At 74.4% G+C, this 20,811-nt stretch carries 19 protein-coding genes; 11 read left to right on the top strand and 8 right to left on the bottom strand.

Annotated elements, in window-relative coordinates:
• The first annotated feature begins 4 nt into the window (after positions 1–4).
• From AB6N24_RS03600 to AB6N24_RS03590, 3 genes are all read left to right on the top strand, one after another.
• Positions 5–586 carry a TetR/AcrR family transcriptional regulator gene (locus AB6N24_RS03600; RefSeq protein WP_412868062.1) on the top strand — a complete coding sequence of 194 codons (582 nt, stop codon included), beginning with the start codon at positions 5–7 and terminating at the stop codon, positions 584–586.
• A 147-nt stretch (positions 587–733) separates the two neighbouring features.
• Complete coding sequence (locus AB6N24_RS03595) at positions 734–1,123, top strand: YciI family protein (protein WP_412868119.1); 390 nt, start codon at positions 734–736, stop codon at positions 1,121–1,123.
• Between the two features lie 22 nt (positions 1,124–1,145).
• A complete protein-coding gene (locus AB6N24_RS03590) occupies positions 1,146–2,351 on the top strand; it encodes an RNA polymerase sigma factor (RefSeq protein ID WP_412868061.1) in 1,206 nt (401 codons plus the stop codon).
• Between the two features lie 188 nt (positions 2,352–2,539).
• On the opposite strand, the gene cbhB is transcribed toward AB6N24_RS03590, so the two are convergent.
• The 8 genes from cbhB to AB6N24_RS03550 form a co-directional block, all read right to left on the bottom strand.
• Complete coding sequence (gene cbhB / locus AB6N24_RS03585; RefSeq protein WP_412868060.1) at positions 2,540–5,512, bottom strand: exoglucanase CbhB; 2,973 nt, start codon at positions 5,510–5,512, stop codon at positions 2,540–2,542.
• A 492-nt stretch (positions 5,513–6,004) separates the two neighbouring features.
• Positions 6,005–6,832 (bottom strand): ABC transporter permease, encoded by an 828-nt coding sequence (locus AB6N24_RS03580; RefSeq protein WP_412868059.1) that lies wholly within the window; start codon positions 6,830–6,832, stop codon positions 6,005–6,007.
• Position 6,833: 1 nt separating this feature from the next.
• The gene (locus tag AB6N24_RS03575; RefSeq protein ID WP_412868058.1) at positions 6,834–7,808 is read right to left on the bottom strand and encodes an ABC transporter ATP-binding protein; all 975 of its coding nucleotides are present in this window, start codon (positions 7,806–7,808) and stop codon (positions 6,834–6,836) included.
• A 188-nt stretch (positions 7,809–7,996) separates the two neighbouring features.
• Positions 7,997–8,773 carry a hypothetical protein gene (locus tag AB6N24_RS03570; RefSeq protein ID WP_412868057.1) on the bottom strand — a complete coding sequence of 259 codons (777 nt, stop codon included), beginning with the start codon at positions 8,771–8,773 and terminating at the stop codon, positions 7,997–7,999.
• Entirely contained in the window at positions 8,770–9,759 is a 990-nt protein-coding gene (locus AB6N24_RS03565) for an ATP-binding cassette domain-containing protein (RefSeq protein ID WP_412868056.1), read from the bottom strand. Before AB6N24_RS03565 ends, AB6N24_RS03570 begins: the two co-directional genes overlap by 4 nt.
• Positions 9,756–10,163 (bottom strand): GntR family transcriptional regulator, encoded by a 408-nt coding sequence (locus AB6N24_RS03560; RefSeq protein WP_412868055.1) that lies wholly within the window; start codon positions 10,161–10,163, stop codon positions 9,756–9,758. The genes AB6N24_RS03565 and AB6N24_RS03560 overlap by 4 nt, the downstream gene beginning before the upstream one ends.
• Positions 10,164–10,325: 162 nt before the next feature.
• Positions 10,326–11,393, bottom strand: a complete 1,068-nt coding sequence (locus tag AB6N24_RS03555; protein WP_412868054.1) for an aspartate-semialdehyde dehydrogenase — start codon at positions 11,391–11,393, stop codon at positions 10,326–10,328.
• 2 nt (positions 11,394–11,395) lie between these two features.
• Positions 11,396–12,679 (bottom strand): aspartate kinase, encoded by a 1,284-nt coding sequence (locus tag AB6N24_RS03550; RefSeq protein ID WP_412868053.1) that lies wholly within the window; start codon positions 12,677–12,679, stop codon positions 11,396–11,398.
• Between the two features lie 255 nt (positions 12,680–12,934).
• Between AB6N24_RS03550 and AB6N24_RS03545 the strand changes: the two genes are divergently transcribed.
• The 8 genes from AB6N24_RS03545 to AB6N24_RS03510 form a co-directional block, all read left to right on the top strand.
• Positions 12,935–13,975, top strand: a complete 1,041-nt coding sequence (locus AB6N24_RS03545) for an ABC transporter ATP-binding protein (RefSeq protein ID WP_412868052.1) — start codon at positions 12,935–12,937, stop codon at positions 13,973–13,975.
• Entirely contained in the window at positions 13,972–15,141 is a 1,170-nt protein-coding gene (locus AB6N24_RS03540; RefSeq protein WP_412868051.1) for an ABC transporter permease, read from the top strand. Before AB6N24_RS03545 ends, AB6N24_RS03540 begins: the two co-directional genes overlap by 4 nt.
• A gap of 146 nt (positions 15,142–15,287) precedes the next feature.
• Positions 15,288–16,217 carry a 3-oxoacyl-[acyl-carrier-protein] synthase III C-terminal domain-containing protein gene (locus AB6N24_RS03535; RefSeq protein WP_412868050.1) on the top strand — a complete coding sequence of 310 codons (930 nt, stop codon included), beginning with the start codon at positions 15,288–15,290 and terminating at the stop codon, positions 16,215–16,217.
• Between the two features lie 16 nt (positions 16,218–16,233).
• Complete coding sequence (locus tag AB6N24_RS03530; RefSeq protein WP_412868049.1) at positions 16,234–17,604, top strand: preATP grasp domain-containing protein; 1,371 nt, start codon at positions 16,234–16,236, stop codon at positions 17,602–17,604.
• On the top strand, positions 17,601–18,926 hold the full coding sequence (locus AB6N24_RS03525) for a type III PLP-dependent enzyme (RefSeq protein WP_412868048.1): 1,326 nt from the start codon (positions 17,601–17,603) through the stop codon (positions 18,924–18,926). The genes AB6N24_RS03530 and AB6N24_RS03525 overlap by 4 nt, the downstream gene beginning before the upstream one ends.
• Before the next feature lie 66 nt (positions 18,927–18,992).
• The gene (locus tag AB6N24_RS03520; RefSeq protein ID WP_412868047.1) at positions 18,993–19,292 is read left to right on the top strand and encodes an acyl carrier protein; all 300 of its coding nucleotides are present in this window, start codon (positions 18,993–18,995) and stop codon (positions 19,290–19,292) included.
• A gap of 11 nt (positions 19,293–19,303) precedes the next feature.
• Positions 19,304–20,182: a hypothetical protein gene (locus tag AB6N24_RS03515; protein ID WP_412868046.1), complete on the top strand. Its 879-nt coding sequence runs from the start codon at positions 19,304–19,306 to the stop codon at positions 20,180–20,182.
• Positions 20,179–20,811, top strand: a 633-nt coding sequence (locus tag AB6N24_RS03510) for a hypothetical protein (RefSeq protein WP_412868045.1), incomplete at its 3' end; no start/stop codon positions are given. The genes AB6N24_RS03515 and AB6N24_RS03510, both read left to right, overlap by 4 nt.

The raw sequence follows: 20,811 nt of genomic DNA, 5'->3' as shown, positions 1-20,811 counted from the left end.
GCTCGTGCCCGCCGTCGTCACGGAGGCCGGCGCCGCCCTGGCCGACGAGGTCGGCTTCGCCCAGCTCAGCATGGGCCTGGTCGCCGAGCGGCTCGGCGTGAAGACGCCCTCCCTCTACAAGCACGTCGGCGGGCAGGCCGACCTCGCCCACCGCATCGCCGTCCTGGCCTCCGACGAGCTGGGCGACGCGATGGGCGACGCGATCCAGGGCCGGGCCGGCGGCGAGGCCCTCGCTGCGGCCGCTCAGGCGCTGCGCACCTACGTCAAGGAGCACCCCGGCCGCTACGCCGCGATCAACAGCGCCCGCCCCACCGGGCCCGACGACCCGTTCGTGGCCGCGAGCCGCCGCGCGCTGAGCGCCCTGTCGGCGGTGCTGCGCGGGTACGACCTGCCCCCGGAGCAGGAGGTCCACGCGCTGCGGATGCTGCGCAGCGTGCTCCACGGCTTCGTCACCCTCGAGGTGTCCACCGGCTTCCGGTACGACACCGCCGTCGACGAGAGCTTCTCGTGGCTGGTCGGCTTCCTCGACCACGGCCTGCGGGCCACCGCCGCCCCGACCGACGGCGAGCCGGACCCCGCTGCGTGACCGGTCCGCGGGAGGTCGGCGCCGGCCCGGGGTGCGGGTCCACGACGGACCGCAGGACCATGTCGAGAACCGCGGGCCGGATGCGACACCCTGTCGAACGGCACCACCGAGGGGCCGTCACGACGAAGGAGACGCACCGTGCGCTACATGATCATGATGGACTACGGCGGCGTCGAGTCCGCGACCGAGCCGATGGACCGCTGGACCCCCGAGGAGCTCCAGGCGCACTTCGCGTTCCAGGCCGCGCTCCAGGCGGAGCTCGTCGAGCGCGGTGAGTTCGTCGACGGGCAGGGCCTCGCGTCGCCCGACCAGGCGAAGTTCGTCGTCAGCGACGGCGTCGGGGCACCGGTCGTCATCGACGGCCCCTACCCCGAGGGCAAGGAGCTGCTCGCGGGCTACTGGCTGGTCGACGTCGACTCGGTCGACCGGGCCGTCGAGATCGCGGCGTCCGCGTCGGCGGCGCCGGCCCAGGGCGGCCGGCCGATCCAGCAGCGGATCGAGGTGCGCGAGGTCATGAGCGCACCGTCGCCCGAGTGACGTCCCGACCGGCACCGCGACCATGACGACCGACGTCGAGGGCCTGCTGCGCCGGTGCGCGCCGCAGGCCCTCGGCGCCGTCGCACGGCGGCACGCCGACTTCGCCGCCGCGGAGGACGCCGTGCAGGAGGCGCTGCTCGCCGGGGCGCAGCAGTGGCCGCGCGACGGGGTCCCGGACAACCCGGTCGGCTGGCTCGTGCGGGTCGCGGTGCGGCGGCTCGCGGACGAGCACCGCGAGGTCACCGCCCGCCGGCGCCGCGAGGAGGTCGCCGCCGCGCGCGACGAGCGCCTGCCCGTCGACGTCGAGCAGCACGACGACACGCTCACCGTGATGCTGCTGTGCTGCCACCCCGCACTGACCCCGGCCGCGGCGATCCCGCTCACCCTGCGCGCCGTCGGCGGTCTGACGACCCGGGAGATCGCGGCCGCCTTCCTCGTGCCGGAGGCGACCATGGCGCAGCGCATCAGCCGCGCCAAGGCGACGCTGCGGAGGTCGGACGTCCCGTTCGCGATGCCCGCGCCCGGCGACGTCCCGCGGCGCCTCGCGCTCGTCCGGCACGTCCTCTACCTGCTCTTCAACGAGGGTTACGCGACGAGCGCCGGGCCCGACCTGCTGCGCGTCGACGTCACCGGCGAGGCGATCCGGCTGACCCGGCTGCTGCACGCGGCCGTGCCCGACGACGCGGAGGTGACCGGCCTGCTCGCGCTGCTGCTGCTCACCGAGGCCCGCCGGCCCGCGCGGTCCGGCCCGCACGGGGAGCTCGTGCCGCTCGCCGAGCAGGACCGCTCGCTGTGGGACCGGACGCTCGTCGTCGAGGGCGTGCGCCTCGCCACCGACGCGCTGCGCGCCGGACGCCCGGGCGAGCACACCCTCCAGGCCTGCATCGCGGTGCTGCACGACCAGGCGCCCAGCTCGGAGGCGACCGACTGGCCCCACGTCCTCGCGCTGTACGACCGCCTCCTCGCGCTCACGGGCAGCCCCGTCGTGGCGCTGCACCGGGCCGTCGCCCTCGCGATGGTGCACGGCCCTGCACGCGGTCTGGCCGCGCTCGACGGCGTGGCCGAGCGCCTCGGCGGCGGGCACCGGCTGCACGCCGTCCGGGCCCACCTGCTCGAGCTCGACGGCCGGCCGGGCGACGCCGTCGAGGCCTACCGGCACGCCGCCGCCGCCGCGACCAACCTCCGCGAGCGCGAGTACCTCACGCTCCAGGCGGCGCGCCTGGCCTGAGTCGCCGGGGCGGCTCGCCGCCCGACGCCGCGCGCACCCGGCGCGTCCTCGGGAGGTGAGGAGGCACGCCGACGCGGCGGTGCGTCGCTCGGAGCGGCCGGGCGGAGCCGGTCGCGCACGGCCGCAGAGCCGGTCCGGACGAGCGGACCGACCCTGCGGGGCGTGCGTGGTGCTCCGTGCTGCGGGCGTCAGCCCACGGTGCAGGGAGCCCCGTTGAGCGTGAACGCCGTCGGCTTCGGGTTCGAGCCGGTGTGCGACCCGTTGAACCCGACGTCGATCGTCCCGCCCGCGGCGAGGTTGCCGTTCCACGGCGCGTTGTCCGCGGTGACGGCGGTGCCGCTCTGCGACCAGACCGCGCTCCAGCCCTGCTGGACCTTCTGGCCGCCCGCGAACGAGAAGCCGAGCTTCCAGCTCGAGAGCGCCGCGCCGGTGTTGGTGACCTTGACCGACGCCGTGAAGCCGGAGTTCCAGTCGCTGGTCGTGTAGGTGACCTTGCAGGCACCCGGCGTGACCTCGGGGCTCGTCGTGACGCTCAGCGCCGCGGACGGCGTCGAGACGTTCCCGGCGGCGTCCTTGGCGCGCACGGTGTACGAGTACGCCGTGCTCGCCGTGAGACCGGTGTCGCTGTACGACGTCGTCGTGGCCGAGCCGACCCGCGTCGCGCCGCGGTACACGTCGTACCCCGTCACGGCCACGTCGTCCGTGGACGGCTGCCACGTCAGCGCGACGCTCGTCGCCGTCTTGCTCGGCGACGCGAGGCCGAGCGGTGCCGACGGCGGTGTCGTGTCGACCGTGCCGCCGCCCTCGTTCGTCGTGACGCTCAGCGCCGTCGACGGGTCGGAGACGTTGCCCGCCGCGTCCTTCGCCCGCACGGTGTACGAGTACGCCGTGGCGGCCGTGAGGCCCGTGTCGGTGTAGGTCGTGCCCGTCGCCGAGCCCACGCGGGTGGTGCCGCGGTACACGTCGTACCCCGTCACGCGGACGTTGTCCGTCGAGGCCGTCCAGCCCAGCGTGACACTCGTCGCCGTCTTGGCCGTCGAGGTCAGGGCCGTCGGGACGGTCGGCTTCTGCGTGTCGACGGGCGGCACCCCGCCGTCGCCGAACAGGCGGTCGTAGTCGGCCAGGGCCGTCGCGATCGCCGTCTGCGCCCAGAAGCGGTGGTAGTTGAACGTCGGGGCCGGTCCGCCGTCGAGGTATGCCTTGACCTTGGGCCACGCCGGGTCGTTCTTGAGGAAGCTGCGCATGTCGAGGAAGCTCACGCCCGGCTTGATGACGTCACCGTTGGGCATCGTGCCCGTCCAGCCGGCGGGGACGTAGACGCCGTCGCCGGTCGTCGAGGTCATGACGTCGTCGAGACGCTTGAAGTCCTCGCGGGTCTCCGTCGTGGAGACGCCGATCGAGTCGCGGTTGTTGGTCCAGATCGCGTCGAGCAGACCCTTGGCCGCGGCCTGCGCCTCGGCGTGGTCGGCCTTGGCGGCGTAGTACATGAGCGTCCGGGCGAGCGCGCCGGCGACGCCGACGTCCTGGCCCTGGCTGGCGACCTCGACGCGCAGACCGGCGTTGGTGCCGGGGCTCGCGGGGTTCCAGGTGTCCGGCTGACCGGTCCACCTGAGCGTCGACGGGACGGCCCAGTCGGCGCCGCTCGCCTTGGTGTGCGCGAGGGCCCACGGGACCCACTTGTCGAGCAGCGCCTTGGCCTTCGGGTTGCCGGACGCGTTGTAGAGCTGCGCGATGCGCTCCATCGACCACACCTGCATGCCGAACCAGGAGTTCGACGGCGGGTCGTGGTAGACGGGAGCCTCGGTGTAGCCCATGCCGTAGAACGTCGCGGTGCCGGCGGGCGGCGTCGCGTACGCGCCGTCCCAGCTGTTCGTCGCGCCACCGGCGATGCCGCCGTCGGCGGACTGCAGCCACTGGTAGAACTCGAGCTGGCGCTCGAGGCTCTTGGTCCAGTCGGACACGGCCGTCGCACCCTTGGGCTTGAGCGCCGAGTCGGTCGACAGGGCCCAGGCCGCCATCGGGTTCTGGTACCCGAAGTGGTTGTGGCTCGAGCCGATGCGCCACGCCCAGCCGGCGCTGGAGTCGGTCGCGCCGCCCCACGCGTAGTACCAGGAGAGCAGGTAGTGGGCGCTGTCCTTGCCGGTGCCCGCCGCGCAGCTCTTCGAGGTGCAGCCGATCTTCTTGAAGTACTTGTCGAACAGCGCGTAGCGCAGGTAGTCGCCCATCTTGGCGGCCTTGGCGACGGTGCCCGAGATCTCGGACGCCTTGCCCTGGTCGGTCGCCCACTGGTTGGCCCAGTACATGGCGTCGATCGCACGCGCGTCGGCGTCGGGGGCGTTCGTGTACTTCCACTGCTTCGCGTACGACGCGTCCTTGGTGAACAGGTCGAGGAAGCCGTTCTTGCCGCCGAACTCGAACTCGTCGCACGAGGGCTGCGGGATGGTCTCGTAGACCGACTCCTGCGGGCCGCGCTGGAACGTGTTGATGTACGACGTGCCGGCGCCGGGGCCGTTGGTGCAGCCCGCGCCCGGCGACGCACCGAAGCCGTAGACGTTGTCGACGTCCGCGAGCCAGTGCATGCCGTAGATGTCGTCGGTGCCGTGCGCTGCCTTGAGCTCGGCCGCGATCGGGTCGGGGCCGACCGAGACGCCCGACTCGAGCGCCGACGGGTAGTTGCTCGGGTGGTTGAACTCGCTCGCGTACGACGCCGGCGCCGAGGCCTTGTAGAACGAGTTGGTGGGCTGGTCCGCGGCCTGCGGGATCATGTACCGCTCCATCGTGGCCCACGCGTCGTTGAGCGGCTTCCAGTCGCCGGTCGCCTCGCCGTAGGCGCTCTCGAGCCAGATCCAGAAGCTGTACGCCTCGGACGTGGTCTCGTGCCCGTAGTCCGGGGCCTCGACGATGAACGTCTCGACCGAGTGGTACGGGATGCCCTGCGGGCTGAAGTAGCCGCTCGCCGGGTCCTTGATGTCCTGGTACATCTCGAGGAAGCGCTGCTGGTACTCGCCCCCCTCCTCGATCGCGGCGGGCGCGACCGCGGGTGCGGCGGCCGCGGGCGCGGGTGACGCCAGCGCGGGCTGCATCCCGCACACGGCTACGAGCGACGACACGCCCAGGGCGGAGACCGCCCAGGCGACACGTCGTCGGGTGAGTCCTGACATGCGAAGTTCCTCTCGTCGAAGGGCGCCGGTGAGGGCGCCCGGGACGCGGTCCCGCTGCGCCGGGAACGCCGGTGGCCCCGCCGCCGGGCCGTCCCGGCCGTGCCGTCCATGGCGCGACCGGAGGGTGGGCGGCCCGCGTCGCGCCGGCCCCGCGTCGCTGCGGGTCCCGGTCCTGCGCGTGCTGCCCGGCGTCGCCCCCGCTGCGGCAGCGGGGGCCTCCTGCACGCCCGCCGTCGACGTCGATGGGAGCGCTCCTACAACCTTGCGGCCGCGGGCGTTCGTCCGGGGCCGTCCGCCCGGCGGCCGTGCGGACCGGGCCGTCGTCGGCGCGGTCCACGCGCCCGGCGCGCGAACAGCGCCCACAGTGGCACCCGCCCTCACCGGCGACAGCCCCGTGAAACGATTCGGCGTCCGCGGGGGCCTGGCACGTGCGCGTACCGGGGGCGCGACGACGCCCGGGCGACGGTTCGCCCGGGCGTCGTGGAGGGGGCCTCAGGACCAGCGGAAGATCTTCGCGGCGACCGGCACGCCCACGAGCGTCCACGCCGCCATGACGAGGAGCTCAGTCGCGGGGAACGGCTGGCCGTACCAGCCGGCACCCATCGCCTGCGAGGCCGCGCCGACCGGCGTGTACTGGCTGATCGTCTGCACGACCTCCGGCATGAGCGGCAGCGGCATCCACACGCCGGCGAAGAACAGCGAGACGAAGTACAGCAGCATCCCGACGCCGTTCGCCGAGGCGGTGTTCGGCGCACGGGCCGCGATGAGGCACCCGACCGCCATGGTCGACGTCGCCCCGAGCACGAAGCCGAGGACGAGCGCGAGCGGGTCGGCCGGCAGGGAGATGTCGAGGACGACGACGCCGAGGACGACGGCGAGGACCGAGGCGACGAGGAGCGTCGCGACGTTGACCAGCACCTGCGCGGCGAGCACGCGGGAGCTCGGCAGCGGCGTCGTGGCGAGCCGGCGCAGCACGCCGTTGCCGCGGTACGTGGCGATGGGGGTCGGGAACGTCGAGAACCCGACCGTCGCGATCGCGAGCGCCAGGACGATCGGGGTGTAGCCCGTGATGGCCGTGATCTGCGACAGCACCGGGTCCTTGTCGTCGAACGGCTGGTCGGCCCACGGCATGAACAGCCCGAGGACGACGAGCAGCACCGCGGGGAACGCGAGCCCGAAGAAGGCGGCCGACGGCTCCCGGAGGAACAGCCGGGCCTCGGTCCGGGTCACGTGCGCGAGCACCCGGCCGCTCGTGGCCGTCGTGGTCGCGGTGCGCGCCGGGGCGGGCGCGGGGGTCGGGGTCAGCGGGGCGGCGGTCATGTCAGGCCTCCGAACGGGTCAGCAGGGAACGGGAGCGACGGCCGGTGCCGGCGTCGCGCGACCGGTCCTGGCCGGTCAGGGTGAGGAACGCGTCCTCGAGGGTGCCGCGCTCGAGCCGCACGTCGTTCGCGCGCACGCCCGCGGCCGACAGCGCGACCATGACGTCCTGCACGATCTCGGGGCCGCCGCGCACCTCGTAGGCGAGCCCGTCGTCGGGCCCCTCGACCGCGTGCACGTCCGGGACCCCCGCGAGGACCGCCGCGACGCCCGGCTCCGGGGAGCGGAACCGCAGCACGTGCTCCCCCGCCGACTGCGCCGCGAGCTCGGCCGGGGTGCCCGTCGCGACGACCCGGCCCGCGTCGATGAGGACGATGCGGTCGCACAGCCGCTCCGCCTCCTCCATGAGGTGCGTGACCAGCAGGATCGTCACGCCGCGGTCGCGGACCTTGCGGACCACGTCCCACGTGTCGCGCCGCGCCTGCGGGTCGAGGCCCGTCGTGAGCTCGTCGAGCACCGCGACCTGCGGGTTGCCGACGAGTGCGAGCGCGATCGACAGGCGCTGCTTCTGGCCGCCCGAGAGCGCCCGGAACTGGGCGTCGCGCCGGTCCGCGAGCCCGAGGTCGTCGAGCAGCTCGAGCGGGTCCGCGGGATCGGCGTAGAACGACGCGTACAGCTCGGCGGCCTCGCGGGCCGTGATGCGCGCGGGCAGCTCGCTCTCCTGGAGCTGCATGCCGAGCACCTCGCGCAGCGCCGCACGGTCCCGGGCGGGGTCGAGGCCGAGGACGTCGACGCGGCCCGAGTCGCGGTCGCGCAGCCCGGCGAGGCACTCGACGGTCGTCGTCTTGCCGGCGCCGTTCGGCCCGAGGATCCCGACGATCTCGCCGCGGTGGACGGTGAGGCTGACGTCCTCGACGGCGAGCGTCGAGCCGTACGACTTGCGCAGGTGCTCGACCTGGATGACAGGTGTGGCGGTCATGTCGTCCCTCCGGGGTTCGGTGGTTCGCGTGGTGCTGCGGTGCGCACAGGGGGCCCCTGCGCGGCGGTGCGTGGTGGTGCGTCGGGACGTGCTGAGGGTGTGCGGACCCGCGGGTGCGGCGGTGCGCCGTCCCGTGGGGCTGCGTGAGCGGGTGGTGCGGGCGGGCCGCCGTGACGACCCGCCCGGGCTCAGGTCGTGACCGGGTTGAGCGCCGCCCGCCGCGTGATGCGGTGGAACGCGGCGGCCTGCGCGGCGATGATCAGCACGCAGAGCGACACGCGGGCGAGGGCGTCGTCCCCGCCGGGACCGAGGCGCTCGACGACCCAGGCCAGGTCGAACGGTCCGGCGTCGCTCGCGAGGAGCGCGGTGACGAGGAAGAGGGGACCGATGGTCAGCGGGAGCGCGAGGGTCCCCCACCACCCGCCGGCCCGGTAGTAGACGATGCCGACGAGCAGACCGCTCACGACGCCGCTGCCGAACATGAGCAGGTAGTCGAGGAACAGGCGGCCCAGGTCGACCGCCGTGCCCGAGGACGTCGCCGAGAGGCCGATGTCCGTGAGGGCGTGCGTCCAGCCGGCCCGCTCGTAGACCAGGCGCTCCACCTGGATCAGGAGCGTCAGCACCCCCGCGTAGACCGCGGCGGTGACGACGGAGGCGACGAGGGCCGCCGTGGCGAACGCCCTGCGGGTCATCCCCGCGGCGACGTGCGTCGGGAGGTAGGTCGTCGCGATGATGATCGTGAGCGAGAAGGGGAACCAGATCCCGCCCTGCCGCGCGAACTGCACGACGCTCGTCGTGACGTCCCCGAACCGGTCGACCAGCAGGATCGCGACCGTCAGGACGACGACCGCGATGCCCCAGAACCACACCGCGAGGTACAGCAGCATCGTGAGCAGGTGCCGCGCGGTCCGGGCCGTCGGGGTCCGGCGGCGGACGGCCGGGCGGGCGAGGGTCGTGGTGCTCATCGCGGGACCTCCGTGACGGTCGGGTCGGAGCCGGTCGCGCCGGTGCCGGTCAGGGACCCGGTGGGAGCGGCGGAGTCGTCGGACGATGCGTCGGCGGCGGTGCCACCCGCCGCTCCGCCGCGGGCCGTCAGGTGCACGAACAGGTCCTGCAGGTCCACGGGCCCGAGCTCGACGCCCAGGTCGCGCGCGCGCGCGTCGTCGTCGCCGGCCGGCGGCCCGAACAGGGTGACCTGCGCGGTGCGGCCGAGCTGCTGGCGCCCGACCACGGTGCGCCCGGCGGCGAACCGCTCGACGGCGTCGGACGGGCCGGTCGCGGTCAGGCCGCGCGTGCGCAGCTCGTCGGCGGGCTCGGCGAGCAGCAGCGTGCCGTGGTCGATCACGACGACGTGCTCGAAGAGCCGCTCGATCTCCTCGATGAGGTGGCTCGACAGGACGATCGTGCGCGGGTGCTCGACGTAGTCGGCGAGCAGCGCGTCGTAGAACGAGTACCGCGACGGTGCGTCCATGCCGAGGTAGACCTCGTCGAGCATCGTGAGCTCGGCCCGGCTCGCGAGCCCGACGACGGCGCCGAACGCCGACTTCTTGCCGCGCGAGAGCTTGCTCTGCTTGGCCTTCGCGTGGAGCTCGAACGTGTCGAGCAGCCGCTCGGCGAGGTCGCGGGAGAAGTGCGGGCGGGCCTGCTCGACGAAGTCGAGCGTCGCGGACAGCTTCTCGTCGGCGAGCACGTCGCCGCTCTCGCGGATCAGGCACGTGCCGGCCATGACGCGCTCGTTCTCCCACGGGTCCTCGCCGTCGACGAGCACCTGGCCCGACGTCGGGCGCCGGAACGCCGCGAGCGTGGACAGGAGGGTCGTCTTGCCCGAGCCGTTGCGGCCGAGCAGCCCGGTGATCGAGCCGGCCGGGATGTCGACGGTGAGCCCGTCGACCGCGGTGTCGTCGCCGTAGCGCACGGTGAGGTCGCGGACCTGCACGCCGAAGCCGCTCACCGGGCACCTCCCTGGGCGACGCCGCGGGCCGCACCGTCGGGACCGAGCCGGGCCGCGCGGTCCTCGATGCGCTTGACGACGTCGGCGACCTCGATGCCGAGCACGTGCGCCTGGTCGACGACCGGGTCGACGACCTCGGCGAAGAAGCGCTCGCGCCCGTCGGCCTGGAGCGCGCTGCGGGCGCCCGTCGCGACGAACATCCCGACGCCGCGGCGCTTGTAGAGCACGCCCTCGTCGACGAGCTCGGCGAACGCCTTCGCGGCGGTCGCCGGGTTGATGCGGTACGTCGTCGCGTACTGCGTGGTGGACATGACCTGCTCCTCCTCCTGCAGCGTCCCGTCGAGGATGCTGCTGCGGATCTGATCGGCGATCTGCAGGTAGATGGGGTCCCGGCCATCGAACACGGCGTCCGCCCCCTCGTCTCTGGTCTGGTGGTTCGTTACTGGACTAATGAACCACAGGACCGGCGCGGGCACAAGGGGTCCTGCCCCGACGGGCGGTCACGGACGCACGGAGGCCCGGTCCACACGTGGACCGGGCCTCCGGAGACGCTGGGGTGCGGGCGGTCAGACGCCCGTGCGCAGCCCCGCCGCGACGAGCTCCGCGACCTGCACCGCGTTGAGCGCGGCACCCTTGCGGAGGTTGTCGTTGGAGATGAACAGCGCCAGGCCGCGACCCTCGGGCACGCCCGGGTCCTGGCGCAGGCGGCCGACGAACGACGGGTCGGCACCCGCGGCGAGCTGCGGCGTCGGGACGTCCGCGAGCTCCACGCCCGGTGCGCCGGTGAGCAGCTCGCGCGCGCGCTCGGGCGAGAGCGGGCGGGCGAACTCGGCGTTGACCGACAGCGAGTGCCCGGTGAAGACGGGGACGCGCACGCACGTGCCCGAGACCAGCAGCTCGGGCAGGCCGAGGATCTTGCGGGACTCGTTGCGGAGCTTCTGCTCCTCGTCGGTCTCGTGCGAGCCGTCGTCGACCAGGTTCCCTGCGAGCGGGATCACGTTGAACGCGATCGGCGCGACGTACTTCTGCGGGTCCGGGAAGGTCACCGCGCGGCCGTCGTGCACGAGGGCCACCGTGTCCTGGTCCTGCACCGCGCGCACCTGCGAGTCGAGCTCCTCGGCGCCCGCGAGCCCGCTGCCCGAGACCGCCTGGTACGTCGAGACGATCAGCCGCTGCAGGCCGGCCTCCTCGTGCAGCACGCGCAGCACCGGCATCGCGGCCATCGTCGTGCAGTTCGGGTTCGCGATGATCCCCTTGCGCGCCTCACGGATCGCGTCCGGGTTGACCTCGGACACGACGAGCGGCACGTCGGGGTCCATGCGCCACGCCGACGAGTTGTCGATGACCGTGACGCCCGCGGCGGCGAACCGCGGCGCCTGCGCCTTGGACGTCGCACCCCCGGCGGAGAACAGCGCGATGTCGAGCCCCGTGGGGTCGGCCGTCGCGGCGTCCTCGACGACGACGTCGGTGCCCTTCCACGGCAGCGTCGTGCCCGCCGAGCGCGCGGAGGCGAAGAAGCGGATCTCGGCGACCGGGAAGTCGCGCTCCTCGAGCAGGCGGCGCATGACCGCCCCGACCTGCCCGGTCGCGCCGACGACGCCGACGCGCAGGCCGTTCCCCTGGGTCTCGCTCATGGTCAACGCCCCGTCCCGCCGTAGACCACGGCCTCGTCCTCGGTGGAGTCCAGCTCGAACGCGGTGTGGACGGCGCGCACCGCGTCGTCCAGGCTCTCCGCGCGCGTGACGACGGAGATGCGGATCTCCGAGGTCGAGATCATCTCGATGTTGATGCCGGCGTCCGAGAGCGCCTCGAAGAGCTTCGCCGAGACGCCCGGGTGCGACTTCATGCCCGCCCCGATGAGCGAGAGCTTGCCGATCGCGTCGTCGTACTGCAGCGACGCGAAGCCGATCTCGCCCTGCTGCTCGGTCAGCGCCGTGATCGCCGCGGCCCCGTCGGACTGCGGGAGCGTGAACGAGATGTCCGTCCGGCCCGTCGCGGCGGCCGAGACGTTCTGCACGATCATGTCGATGTTCGCGCCCGAGGCCGCCACGACGTGGAAGATGCGCGCGGCCTTGCCCGGCACGTCGGGGACGCCGACGACCGTGACCTTGGCCTCGCTGCGGTCGTGCGCGACGCCCGCGATGATCGGCTGCTCCATCTGGCCTTCTCCTTCGGGTCCCTCGGCGGGACTGTTCGTCACCAGTGTTCCGGTGTGGCCCGAGAACGACGAGCGCACGTGCACGGGCACGCCGTAGCGGCGCGCGTACTCGACGCAGCGCAGCACGAGCACCTTGGCGCCGCTCGCCGCCATCTCGAGCATCTCGTCGTAGCTGATCCGGTCGAGCTTGCGGGCGCTCGGCACGATGCGCGGGTCCGCGCTGAACACGCCGTCGACGTCCGTGTAGATCTCGCAGACGTCCGCGCCCAGCGCCGCCGCGAGCGCGACCGCCGTCGTGTCCGAGCCGCCGCGGCCCAGCGTCGTCACGTCGTTCGTGTGCTGCGTGACGCCCTGGAAGCCGGCGACGATCGCGACCGACCCGTCGTCGAGCGTCGCGCGGATGCGGCTCGGCGTGACGTCGATGATCCGGGCCTTGCCGTGCGCGGTGTCGGTGATGACCCCGGCCTGCTGCCCGGTGAACGACTGCGCCTCGACGCCCAGGTTGGCGATGGCCATCGCGAGCAGCGACATCGAGATGCGCTCGCCCGCGGTCAGCAGGATGTCCATCTCGCGCGACGGCGGCAGCGGCGTGATCTGGTTCGCGAGGTCGATGAGCTCGTCGGTGGTGTCCCCCATGGCGGAGACCACGACGACGACCTCGTTGCCGGCGCGCTTGGCCTCCGCGATCCGCTTCGCCACGCGCTTGATGCTGGTCGCGTCGGCGACGGACGAGCCGCCGTACTTCTGCACGATGAGGGCCACGGGGTGTGCTCCGGGGGAGTCGACGGGGGCGGTCGACGGCGAGGGCCGGCGGCGCCCGGCGGGGCGGGGTGCGGGCGGACGCACCGCTGCCGGACAGGACGGGGCGAGTGTAGATCGGTCCGGTGGACGGACCGTCGCGATTTCGCATGGCGGGACCGCCGTCCGGGTGGAGCCTCCGTACCGCTCCGCGGCGCGCACAGGATGTGCACAGCGTCCGCGCCCGGCGGCCCCGGCCGCTGCCCTAGCGTGACCGTCATGTCGCTGACCGCGGGAGACGCCGCTCTCCCACCTGCCGCGCCGCACCCCAGCCAGCCCGTGCCGGGCGGCCCGCTCGGGCGCACGGGCGTCGTCGTGCACGACGTGCACCGCGCGTTCGGTGCGGTGCGCGCGCTCGACGGCGTCTCGTTCGAGGCCCGGCCCGGGCGCGTGACGGCGCTCATCGGCCCCAACGGCTCGGGCAAGACGACGCTGCTGCTCGTGCTCGCCGGGCTCCTCGTGCCGGACTCCGGGCACGTGCGCGTCGGCGGCCACGACCCGGTGACCGACGGCGTCGCGGCGCGCGCCCGCACCGGGTGGATGCCCGACGCGTTCGGCACGTGGGACTCGCTCACGGCGCGCGAGGTCCTGCTGACGTTCGCCGCCGCCTACCGGATCCCCCCGGCGCCGGCCCGCGCGCGTGCCGCCGAGCTGCTCGAGACCGTGCACCTCACCGAGTACGCCGACCGGCCCGCGAGCGTCCTGTCCCGCGGCCAGAAGCAGCGCCTCGGGCTCGCACGAGCGCTCGTGCACTCCCCCGACGTGCTCCTGCTCGACGAGCCGGCGAGCGGCCTCGACCCGCGCAGCCGTGTCGACCTGCGGGTCCTGCTGCGCTCGCTCGCGGAGCGCGGCACGACCGTGCTGGTGTCGAGCCACGTGCTCTCGGAGCTCGACGAGCTCGTGGACGACGCCGTGTTCCTCTCGCGCGGACGCACCGTGACGCCCGAGGTCCTCACGGCACCGGGCAGCCGGCGCCCGTGGCGGGTGCGCGCGCTCTCCCGCACGGCGCTCACCACGTGGCTCACGTCGGTCGGCGCCGCGTGGACGCCCGACGACGCCGCCGAGCCCCCGACGGGCTTCGAGCCGCCCGAGCCCGGCGCCCCCGACCCGGGGAGCGTGCTGCTCGACGTCGACGGCGACGAGGGCGCCGCCCGGCTCGTGCGCGACGCCGTCGCCGCGGGCGTCCCGATCGTGTCCCTCGCGCCCGCGGGCGGGGCGCTCGAGCAGGCCTACCTGACGCTGGACGAGGAGCGACGATGAGCACGGTCACGACCGGCGGCGCGGCCGTCCCCGACGCACCCGCACCCGTCCCCGCCGCGCCCGGCGGCCCCTCCGGACCCGGCACCTGGCGGGTCACGTGGCAGGGCGTGCGGACCGTCGCGACGCTCGAGCTGCGCCAGCGCGTGCGCTCGACGCGCTGGAAGATCGCGCTGCTCGTGTGGTTCCTCGTCGTGGGCGCGATCACCGCGCTCGCGTGGGCCGCGATGGCGTCGGTGTCGTCCGGGACGGGCATCGAGCAGGAGCCGCTCGGGCCGGCGATCTTCGGGCTCGTCGTGTTCTTCGTGCTGTTCCTCGGCCTCGTCGTCGCGCCCACGCTGAGCGCGACCGCGATCAACGGCGACCGCTCGGCGGGCACGCTCGCGATCCTGCAGGTCACGCTCCTGTCCCCCGCGGAGATCGTGCTCGGCAAGCTGCTCGCGTCCTGGACGGCGGCGCTCGCGTTCCTCGTCGTGAGCGTGCCGTTCCTCGTCGCCGGCCTCGCCGCGGGCGGCACCCCGGTGCTCAGCGTCGTCGTGTGCCTCGTGGTGCTCGCGCTGCTGCTCGCGGGCGTCTGCGCGATCGGCCTCGGCTTCTCGGCGCTCACCGCGCGCTCGGCGGGCTCCGCGGTGCTGACCTACCTCGCGGTCGCGGGGCTCACCGTGCTGAGCCTGCTCGTGTTCGGCCTGACGATCCCGGCGGTGTCGAACCAGCCGCAGGAGGTGCGCGTCTGGACCGTGCCGAGCACGTACGACTGGGAGGACGGGCGCGTGCCCGAGTGCGTCTGGGAGACGCAGACCCAGTACGTGAGCCACACCGAGCGCACGTGGTGGCTGCTCGCGATCAACCCGTTCGTCGTCGTCGCGGACGCCGCCCCCGCGGCCGAGCGGGACGACGCGTCGATCGGTCTCGACCTGCTCGGCGGCATCCGCCTGGGCGTCCGGGCGCTGCGCGCCGGGCCCGCCCCGGAGCAGGACCGCTGCTGGACGGGTCAGGAGAGCGGCGAGTCGTACGTCTCGCCCGTCGCCGAGCGCGACATCGACGACAGCGCGGTGTGGCCGTGGGGGCTCGCCGCGAACCTGCTGCTCGGCGCGGCCGGCGTCGCGCTCGCCGTGCGGCGGCTGCGGATCCCGCAGCGCACCCTCGCGCGGGGCACCCGCGTGGCCTGAGGCGCCCTTCCGGGCCCGCACCGGGCGGGTCGCCCCACCCCCGGAGGTGACGTCACCGGTTCGTCAGTCAGTGGTCAGCGGTCTGTCAAGGCGCGTTCGTAGCGTCTGCCCCGAAGGCCGACCACGACCGACCGGGGGACCGACGCATGACCGCGATCGTCGACGTCGCGACGTACCTGCCCCGGCAGGTGCCGCTCGCACAGCGCCAGGAGGCGCTCGGCATCTCCGACCAGGACCTGCGCCGCTACTCGCGCGCCTTCGGCTACGAGCAGGTGTGCTTCGACCCCGACCAGTCCGAGGCGCAGATCCTCCTCGGCGCCGCGACCAAGCTCACCGGCCTCGCCGGCTGCGAGGACCGCGTCCGGTACGTGCTGCGTCCCCGCACCGTGCGCTCCGCCTCGCCCTACCCGCACTCGCCGCTGCGCGAGGTCACGCAGGCGCTCGGCCTCGAGCACGCGGAGGTCTTCGCGCTGACCGAGCAGGCGTGCGCCGCGGGGCTGCTCGCGATCGACACCGCGGGTGCCCTCCTCGCCGCCGACCCCGACCCGCGGGCCCTCGCGCTGGTGCTCGTCGGGGAGAAGACGCACGGGACCGTCGGGCAGCTCATCCCCGGCATGGCGGTGCTCGGCGAGGCCACCGCGGCGGTGCTCGTCGCCGCCCACGGCGACCGCGACGTGCTCCTCGGGTACAGCGCCTCGATCGAGCCCATCCCGGGCTCGGGCCTCACGATGGGCCCCGACGCCGTCGCCGCCTTCGGGGCCGTCTACGGGTCGTCGCTCGCGGCGGTGATCGACTCGGCCCTCGGTGCGGCCGGCCTGACCGCGGACGACCTCGCGCTGTACCTGCCGCACAACATCAGCAAGATGCTGTGCCTGCGCACCGCGAGCAACCTCGGGCTGCGCCGCGACCAGGTCGTCACCGAGAACATCGCCGAGACGGCGCACTGCTGGGGCGCCGACACGTTCCTCAACTACCGCACGGCCGTCGACGTCGGCCGCCTCGAGCCCGGCGACCACTACCTCATGACGTCCGTCGGCCTCGGCGCGACGTTCTCCGCCGCCGTCTTCCGCCACTGAGAGCAGCCGACCCCCGATGACGACCCCACCCTTCACCACCCGGCTCAGGAACGCCGTCACCGGCGACCCCGGCACCCCGCTCGTGCTGCTCGGCAACTTCGAGGTCGAGCAGCAGTGGGCGCGCGGCGAGGTCACGCTGCCGCGGCTGGCCGCCGCCTCGGGCACCGCCGTCGTCAACCGGCTGGACGAGCTCGCGCTGCTGCTCGGCACGTCCGGCGACCGTGTCGTGGTCAAGGACGCCCCCGACCCCGGGTTCCTCGAGGACCTCGCGGACCTCGGGTTCGACCTGCCGACCGTCGTCGTGGCGACGAACCACCCCGAGCGGTCGGTCACGCAGGACGCGCTCGACGACCCGGCCGTCGTCGCCGCGCTCGGTGCGCTGCGCGGGTCCGGTCACCAGCTCCTCGCGCACGGGGTGTCCGACGTCGAGGCCCGGCTCGCGCATGCCACGGGCCTCCCGCTCGCCGCTCCCCCGCCCGACCTCGTGCGCCGCGTGAACTCCAAGGTCTACAGCCGGCGCCTCGCCGACGCCCACGGCATCCGGCAGCCGCAGGGCTGGGCGTGCAGCACGGTCGACGAGTGGGAGGCCGCCGTGGACGCCGCGGCGCCGCTGCTCGCCGAGGGCCCGCTCGTCGTCAAGGAGGCGTTCGGCGTCAGCGGGAAGGGCATCGCCGTCGTCGAGGACGAGAAGCGGCTGCGGCGGGTCGCGCGGCTCGTGTCCTCGCGGGCGGCCGACGGCCGGCTGGCGTTCTGCCTCGAGCGGTGGCTCGACAAGGGCCGCGACCTGAACTACCAGCTCACGGTCGGCCGTGACGGCTCCGTCGAGCTCGACTTCGTCAAGGAGGCGCTCACCGAGCAGGGGGTCCACCGCGGCCACCGCTTCCCCGCGCACCTCGACCCCGCGCACGTCGCCGAGCTCACCTCGACCGGCGCCGCCGTCGGTGCCGCGCTCGCCACCGACGGGTTCTACGGCGTCGTGGGCATCGACGCGATCACGCTGACGGACGGCACCCTGCACCCGCTGCTCGAGATCAACGCCCGCAGCAACATGTCGACGTACCAGCTGCCGCTCCAGGAGCGCCTCGTGCGCGAGGGCGCCGTCGTGCTCGCCCGGCACTTCACGGTGCGCTCGCACGAGCCGGTCGACTACCGGGCCGTCCGTGCGGCGCTCGGCGCCGACCGGTACGACCCGAGCACCGGCACGGGCGTCGTCGTGCACAACTTCGCGACCGTCAACGCCGCCTTCGCGGCCCGCACCGCCGACGACCTCGGCCGGCCCGCGACGGGGCGGCTCTACACGCTCGTCGTGGGCCGCGACGTCGACCACCTCGACCGGCTCGACCACCGCGTCGGCGCCGCGCTCGCCCTCCTGGAGGAAGCAGCATGACCCTCACCACCGCCGTCCCGACGGGCACCGAGCTCGTCGTGCAGGGCGTCTCGGTCAACGAGATCGCGCGCACGTTCGGCACGCCCTGCTACGTGTACGACGGCGACGTGCTGCGCGAGACGCTCACGACGCTGCTCGCGGCGCTGCACCCCCGGGTCGAGGTGTTCTACTCGCTCAAGGCCAACCCCAACGTGTCGGTGTACGCGGTGCTGCACGCGCACGGCGCACGCGCCGAGGTGTCCTCGCTCGCGGAGCTGCGCACCGTGCTCCTGGCCGGCACCGAGGCGCGCGACATCCTCTTCCTCGGTCCCGGCAAGAGCCGCGACGAGCTCGTGGCGTGCCTCGACGCCGGGATCCACGCGATCGTCTGCGAGTCGCTCGAGGAGCTCGCGCTCATCGACGACCTCGCGGCGGAGCACGGCCGCCGCGCACGCGTGCTGCTGCGCCTCAACCCGAGCTTCTCCGTGAAGGGCTCGGGGCTGACGATGGGCGGCAAGCCGCGCCAGTTCGGCATCGACGACGTCCAGCTGCTCGACGGGCCGCCCCTCGGGCCGGCGCACCCCCACGTGGACCTCGCGGGGGTGCAGGTCTACATGGGGACGCGCATCCTCAGCGCCGCCGCCGTCGCCGAGAACACCCGGAACATCCTCGCGCTCGCCGAGCAGGTCGCCGAGCACCACGGGTTCCCGCTCGAGACGGTCGACGTGGGCGGAGGGCTCGGGGTCGCGTACTTCGACGGCGAGACGGACCTCGACGTCGACGAGCTCGCGGCGCTCCTCAACCCGGTGGTCGAGGAGTTCGCGGCCCGGCGGCCCGGGACCCGCATCCTCATGGAGCTCGGCCGGTACCTCACCGCGCACGCGGGCACCTACGTGACGCGCGTGCGGTACACGAAGACGTCGCGCGGCGAGCGGTTCGCGGTCGCGGACGGCGGCACCAACCACCACATGGCGGCCGTGGGGATCGGCTCGTTCGTCAAGCGCAACTTCCCCGTCGCGCTCGTGAGCCGGACGACCGCGGAGCCGCTCGAGGCGTGGAACGTCACCGGGCCGCTGTGCACGCCGAACGACGTGGTCGCGAGGAAGGCCGACCTCCCGCCGCTGCGCACCGGCGACCTCGTCGGGGTGCTGCGCTCCGGCGCCTACGGCCCGACCGCCTCGCCGGTGCTCTTCCTCAGCCACGGGTACCCGGCGGAGGTCCTGGTCCTCGACGGTGTCCCGCACCTCGTCCGCGAGGCCGACACCGTCGACTCGCTCCTCGGCCCGCAGCGCCTCGTCGACATCGGGGCGTCGAGCCCGGCGCACGAGCCCGCCCGGCCCTGACCGCTCCCGCCCCCGCCGCGTCGGCGCCACCCGGCGTCGACGCCCGCCCGCTCCGGAAGGACCCCCATGACCACGCTCGCCGGCCCCGCCGACACGACCGCCCCGACGACCGACGCCGCGCCCGACCCCGTCCTGGACGCCGTCGTCGCCGCGCTCGAGGAGGTGCTCGAGCGCCCGGTGACCGGGGTGAGCGCCGAGACGTCGCTGTTCCAGGAGATCGGGCTCGACTCGACCGGCGTCCTCGACCTGCTCATGGTCCTCGAGGAGTCCCTCGACCTGGAGCTCGACATGGAGAACCTCGAGATGAAGGACTTCGCGACCGTCGGGACGCTGCGCGACTTCCTCACGGACCAGCGGGCGGGCTGAGCGTGTACACGATGACGCCGCCGCGACCGTCCCCGGCGGGCACGCGCGGCCACGTCGCACGGTTCGCGGTGACCGCGGTCGCCGCCCGGACCTTCGGGTCGCCGACGCGCGAGCACGACGAGGCGACGCGGACGTTCCTCGAGGCCGCGGTCCCGGCCGTCGGGATCGACCTCGACGGCGACCGGCTGCGCGACGCCCGCGGGCACGCCTACGCCGACATGGCCGCCGCGGTGCTCGCCGACGTGCTCGGGGGCCGGCGGCTGGACCTGCTCGTGCTCGCGCACGTCGTGCCCGACCTCGCGCTCTCGGACATCGCGACGATCTCCGCCGGCGAGGCGGTCGGCGGCGTCGGCGCGTCCTTCGGCGTCTCGGACCAGGGGTCCCTCGCACCGTTCAGCGCGCTGCGGCTCGCGGACGTCTTCGCGGAGCGGCAGGGCCTCGAGCGCGCCGCGGTCGTCGTCGTCGACCAGCACGTGCTGCCGTACACGACGACGCGCTCGCCGCTGCAGGAGCTCGCCGGCGACGCCGCCGTGGTGCTCCTGCTCGAGCGCACGCAGGCCCCCGCGCTGCGGCTCGCCCACCGCTCGGGCCTGCGCCGCGCGGACGGAACCGCGTGGGCGGATGCCGTCGCGGACGTGCACGCCGACCTGACGCCCGACGACCCCGCGCCCGTGCACGTCGTCGCCGGGGCGGGGATCGACCCGGCGTGGCTCGACCGGCTGCCGCTCGCGGGTGCGCTGCACGCGGACCCCGGCTTCCCGTGCAGCGGGGTCTGGCAGCGGCTGGCCCGCGACGCCCGGCCCGGACCCGGTGCGCGCACGCTCGTCCTCGAGGCCGACCCGCTCGTCGGCTCGGTGCACGGCGCCCTGCTCGGCTCGCTCGCGGGATGACGCTCACGTACGCGGGCGCCCGGGCGCTCGCCCGCCGCGACGGTGCGGTGGCGGCGCTGCGCGAGCTCGGCGACGCGCCGGACGCCCTCACGCTGCTCGGGGCGCGGCTGGGCGCGAGCGAGCGGCTGCGCGACCTCACCGTCGCGCACCTGCGCACGCGCGCGAGCGGCGGGTCGACGCTGCTGCTCCAGCCCGTGCTCAAGACCCAGCTCGTCGAGGCCCTGACGACGCACCTGGAGGTCGACGCGGCGGCCACGCTCGTGCTCGCCGGCCGGCCGGACCACGACGACCCGGACGGCTCGGGCGGCCCCGGCGGACCGGGCGGACCCGTCGAGGTGGGGGTGGACGCGGGCGCGCACGCGGCGGACGCGGCGGACGCGGCCGACGCGGCGGACGCGGCGGACGCAGCGGACGCAGCCCAGCACGTCACCGCGCTGCACCGCGCGGTCACGGCGGTCGACCGCCTGCTGCTGCGGTGCTACGGCGCCGCGGGCTACCTCCGGGGCGGCGTCGGCGAGGACATCGCCGCGAGCGAACGGACCGCGGACCGCCTCGACCGGGGGCCCGGCGCCGCCGCGGGCGTCCTCCCCGCCGGCGCGAGCGTCCTCCCCGCCGGCGCGGGCGCCCTC

The sequence above is a fragment of the Cellulomonas jepli genome (assembly GCF_047229345.1).
Taxonomy (GTDB): domain Bacteria; phylum Actinomycetota; class Actinomycetes; order Actinomycetales; family Cellulomonadaceae; genus Cellulomonas_A.
This window is presented reverse-complemented; position numbering and strand designations above follow the sequence as displayed.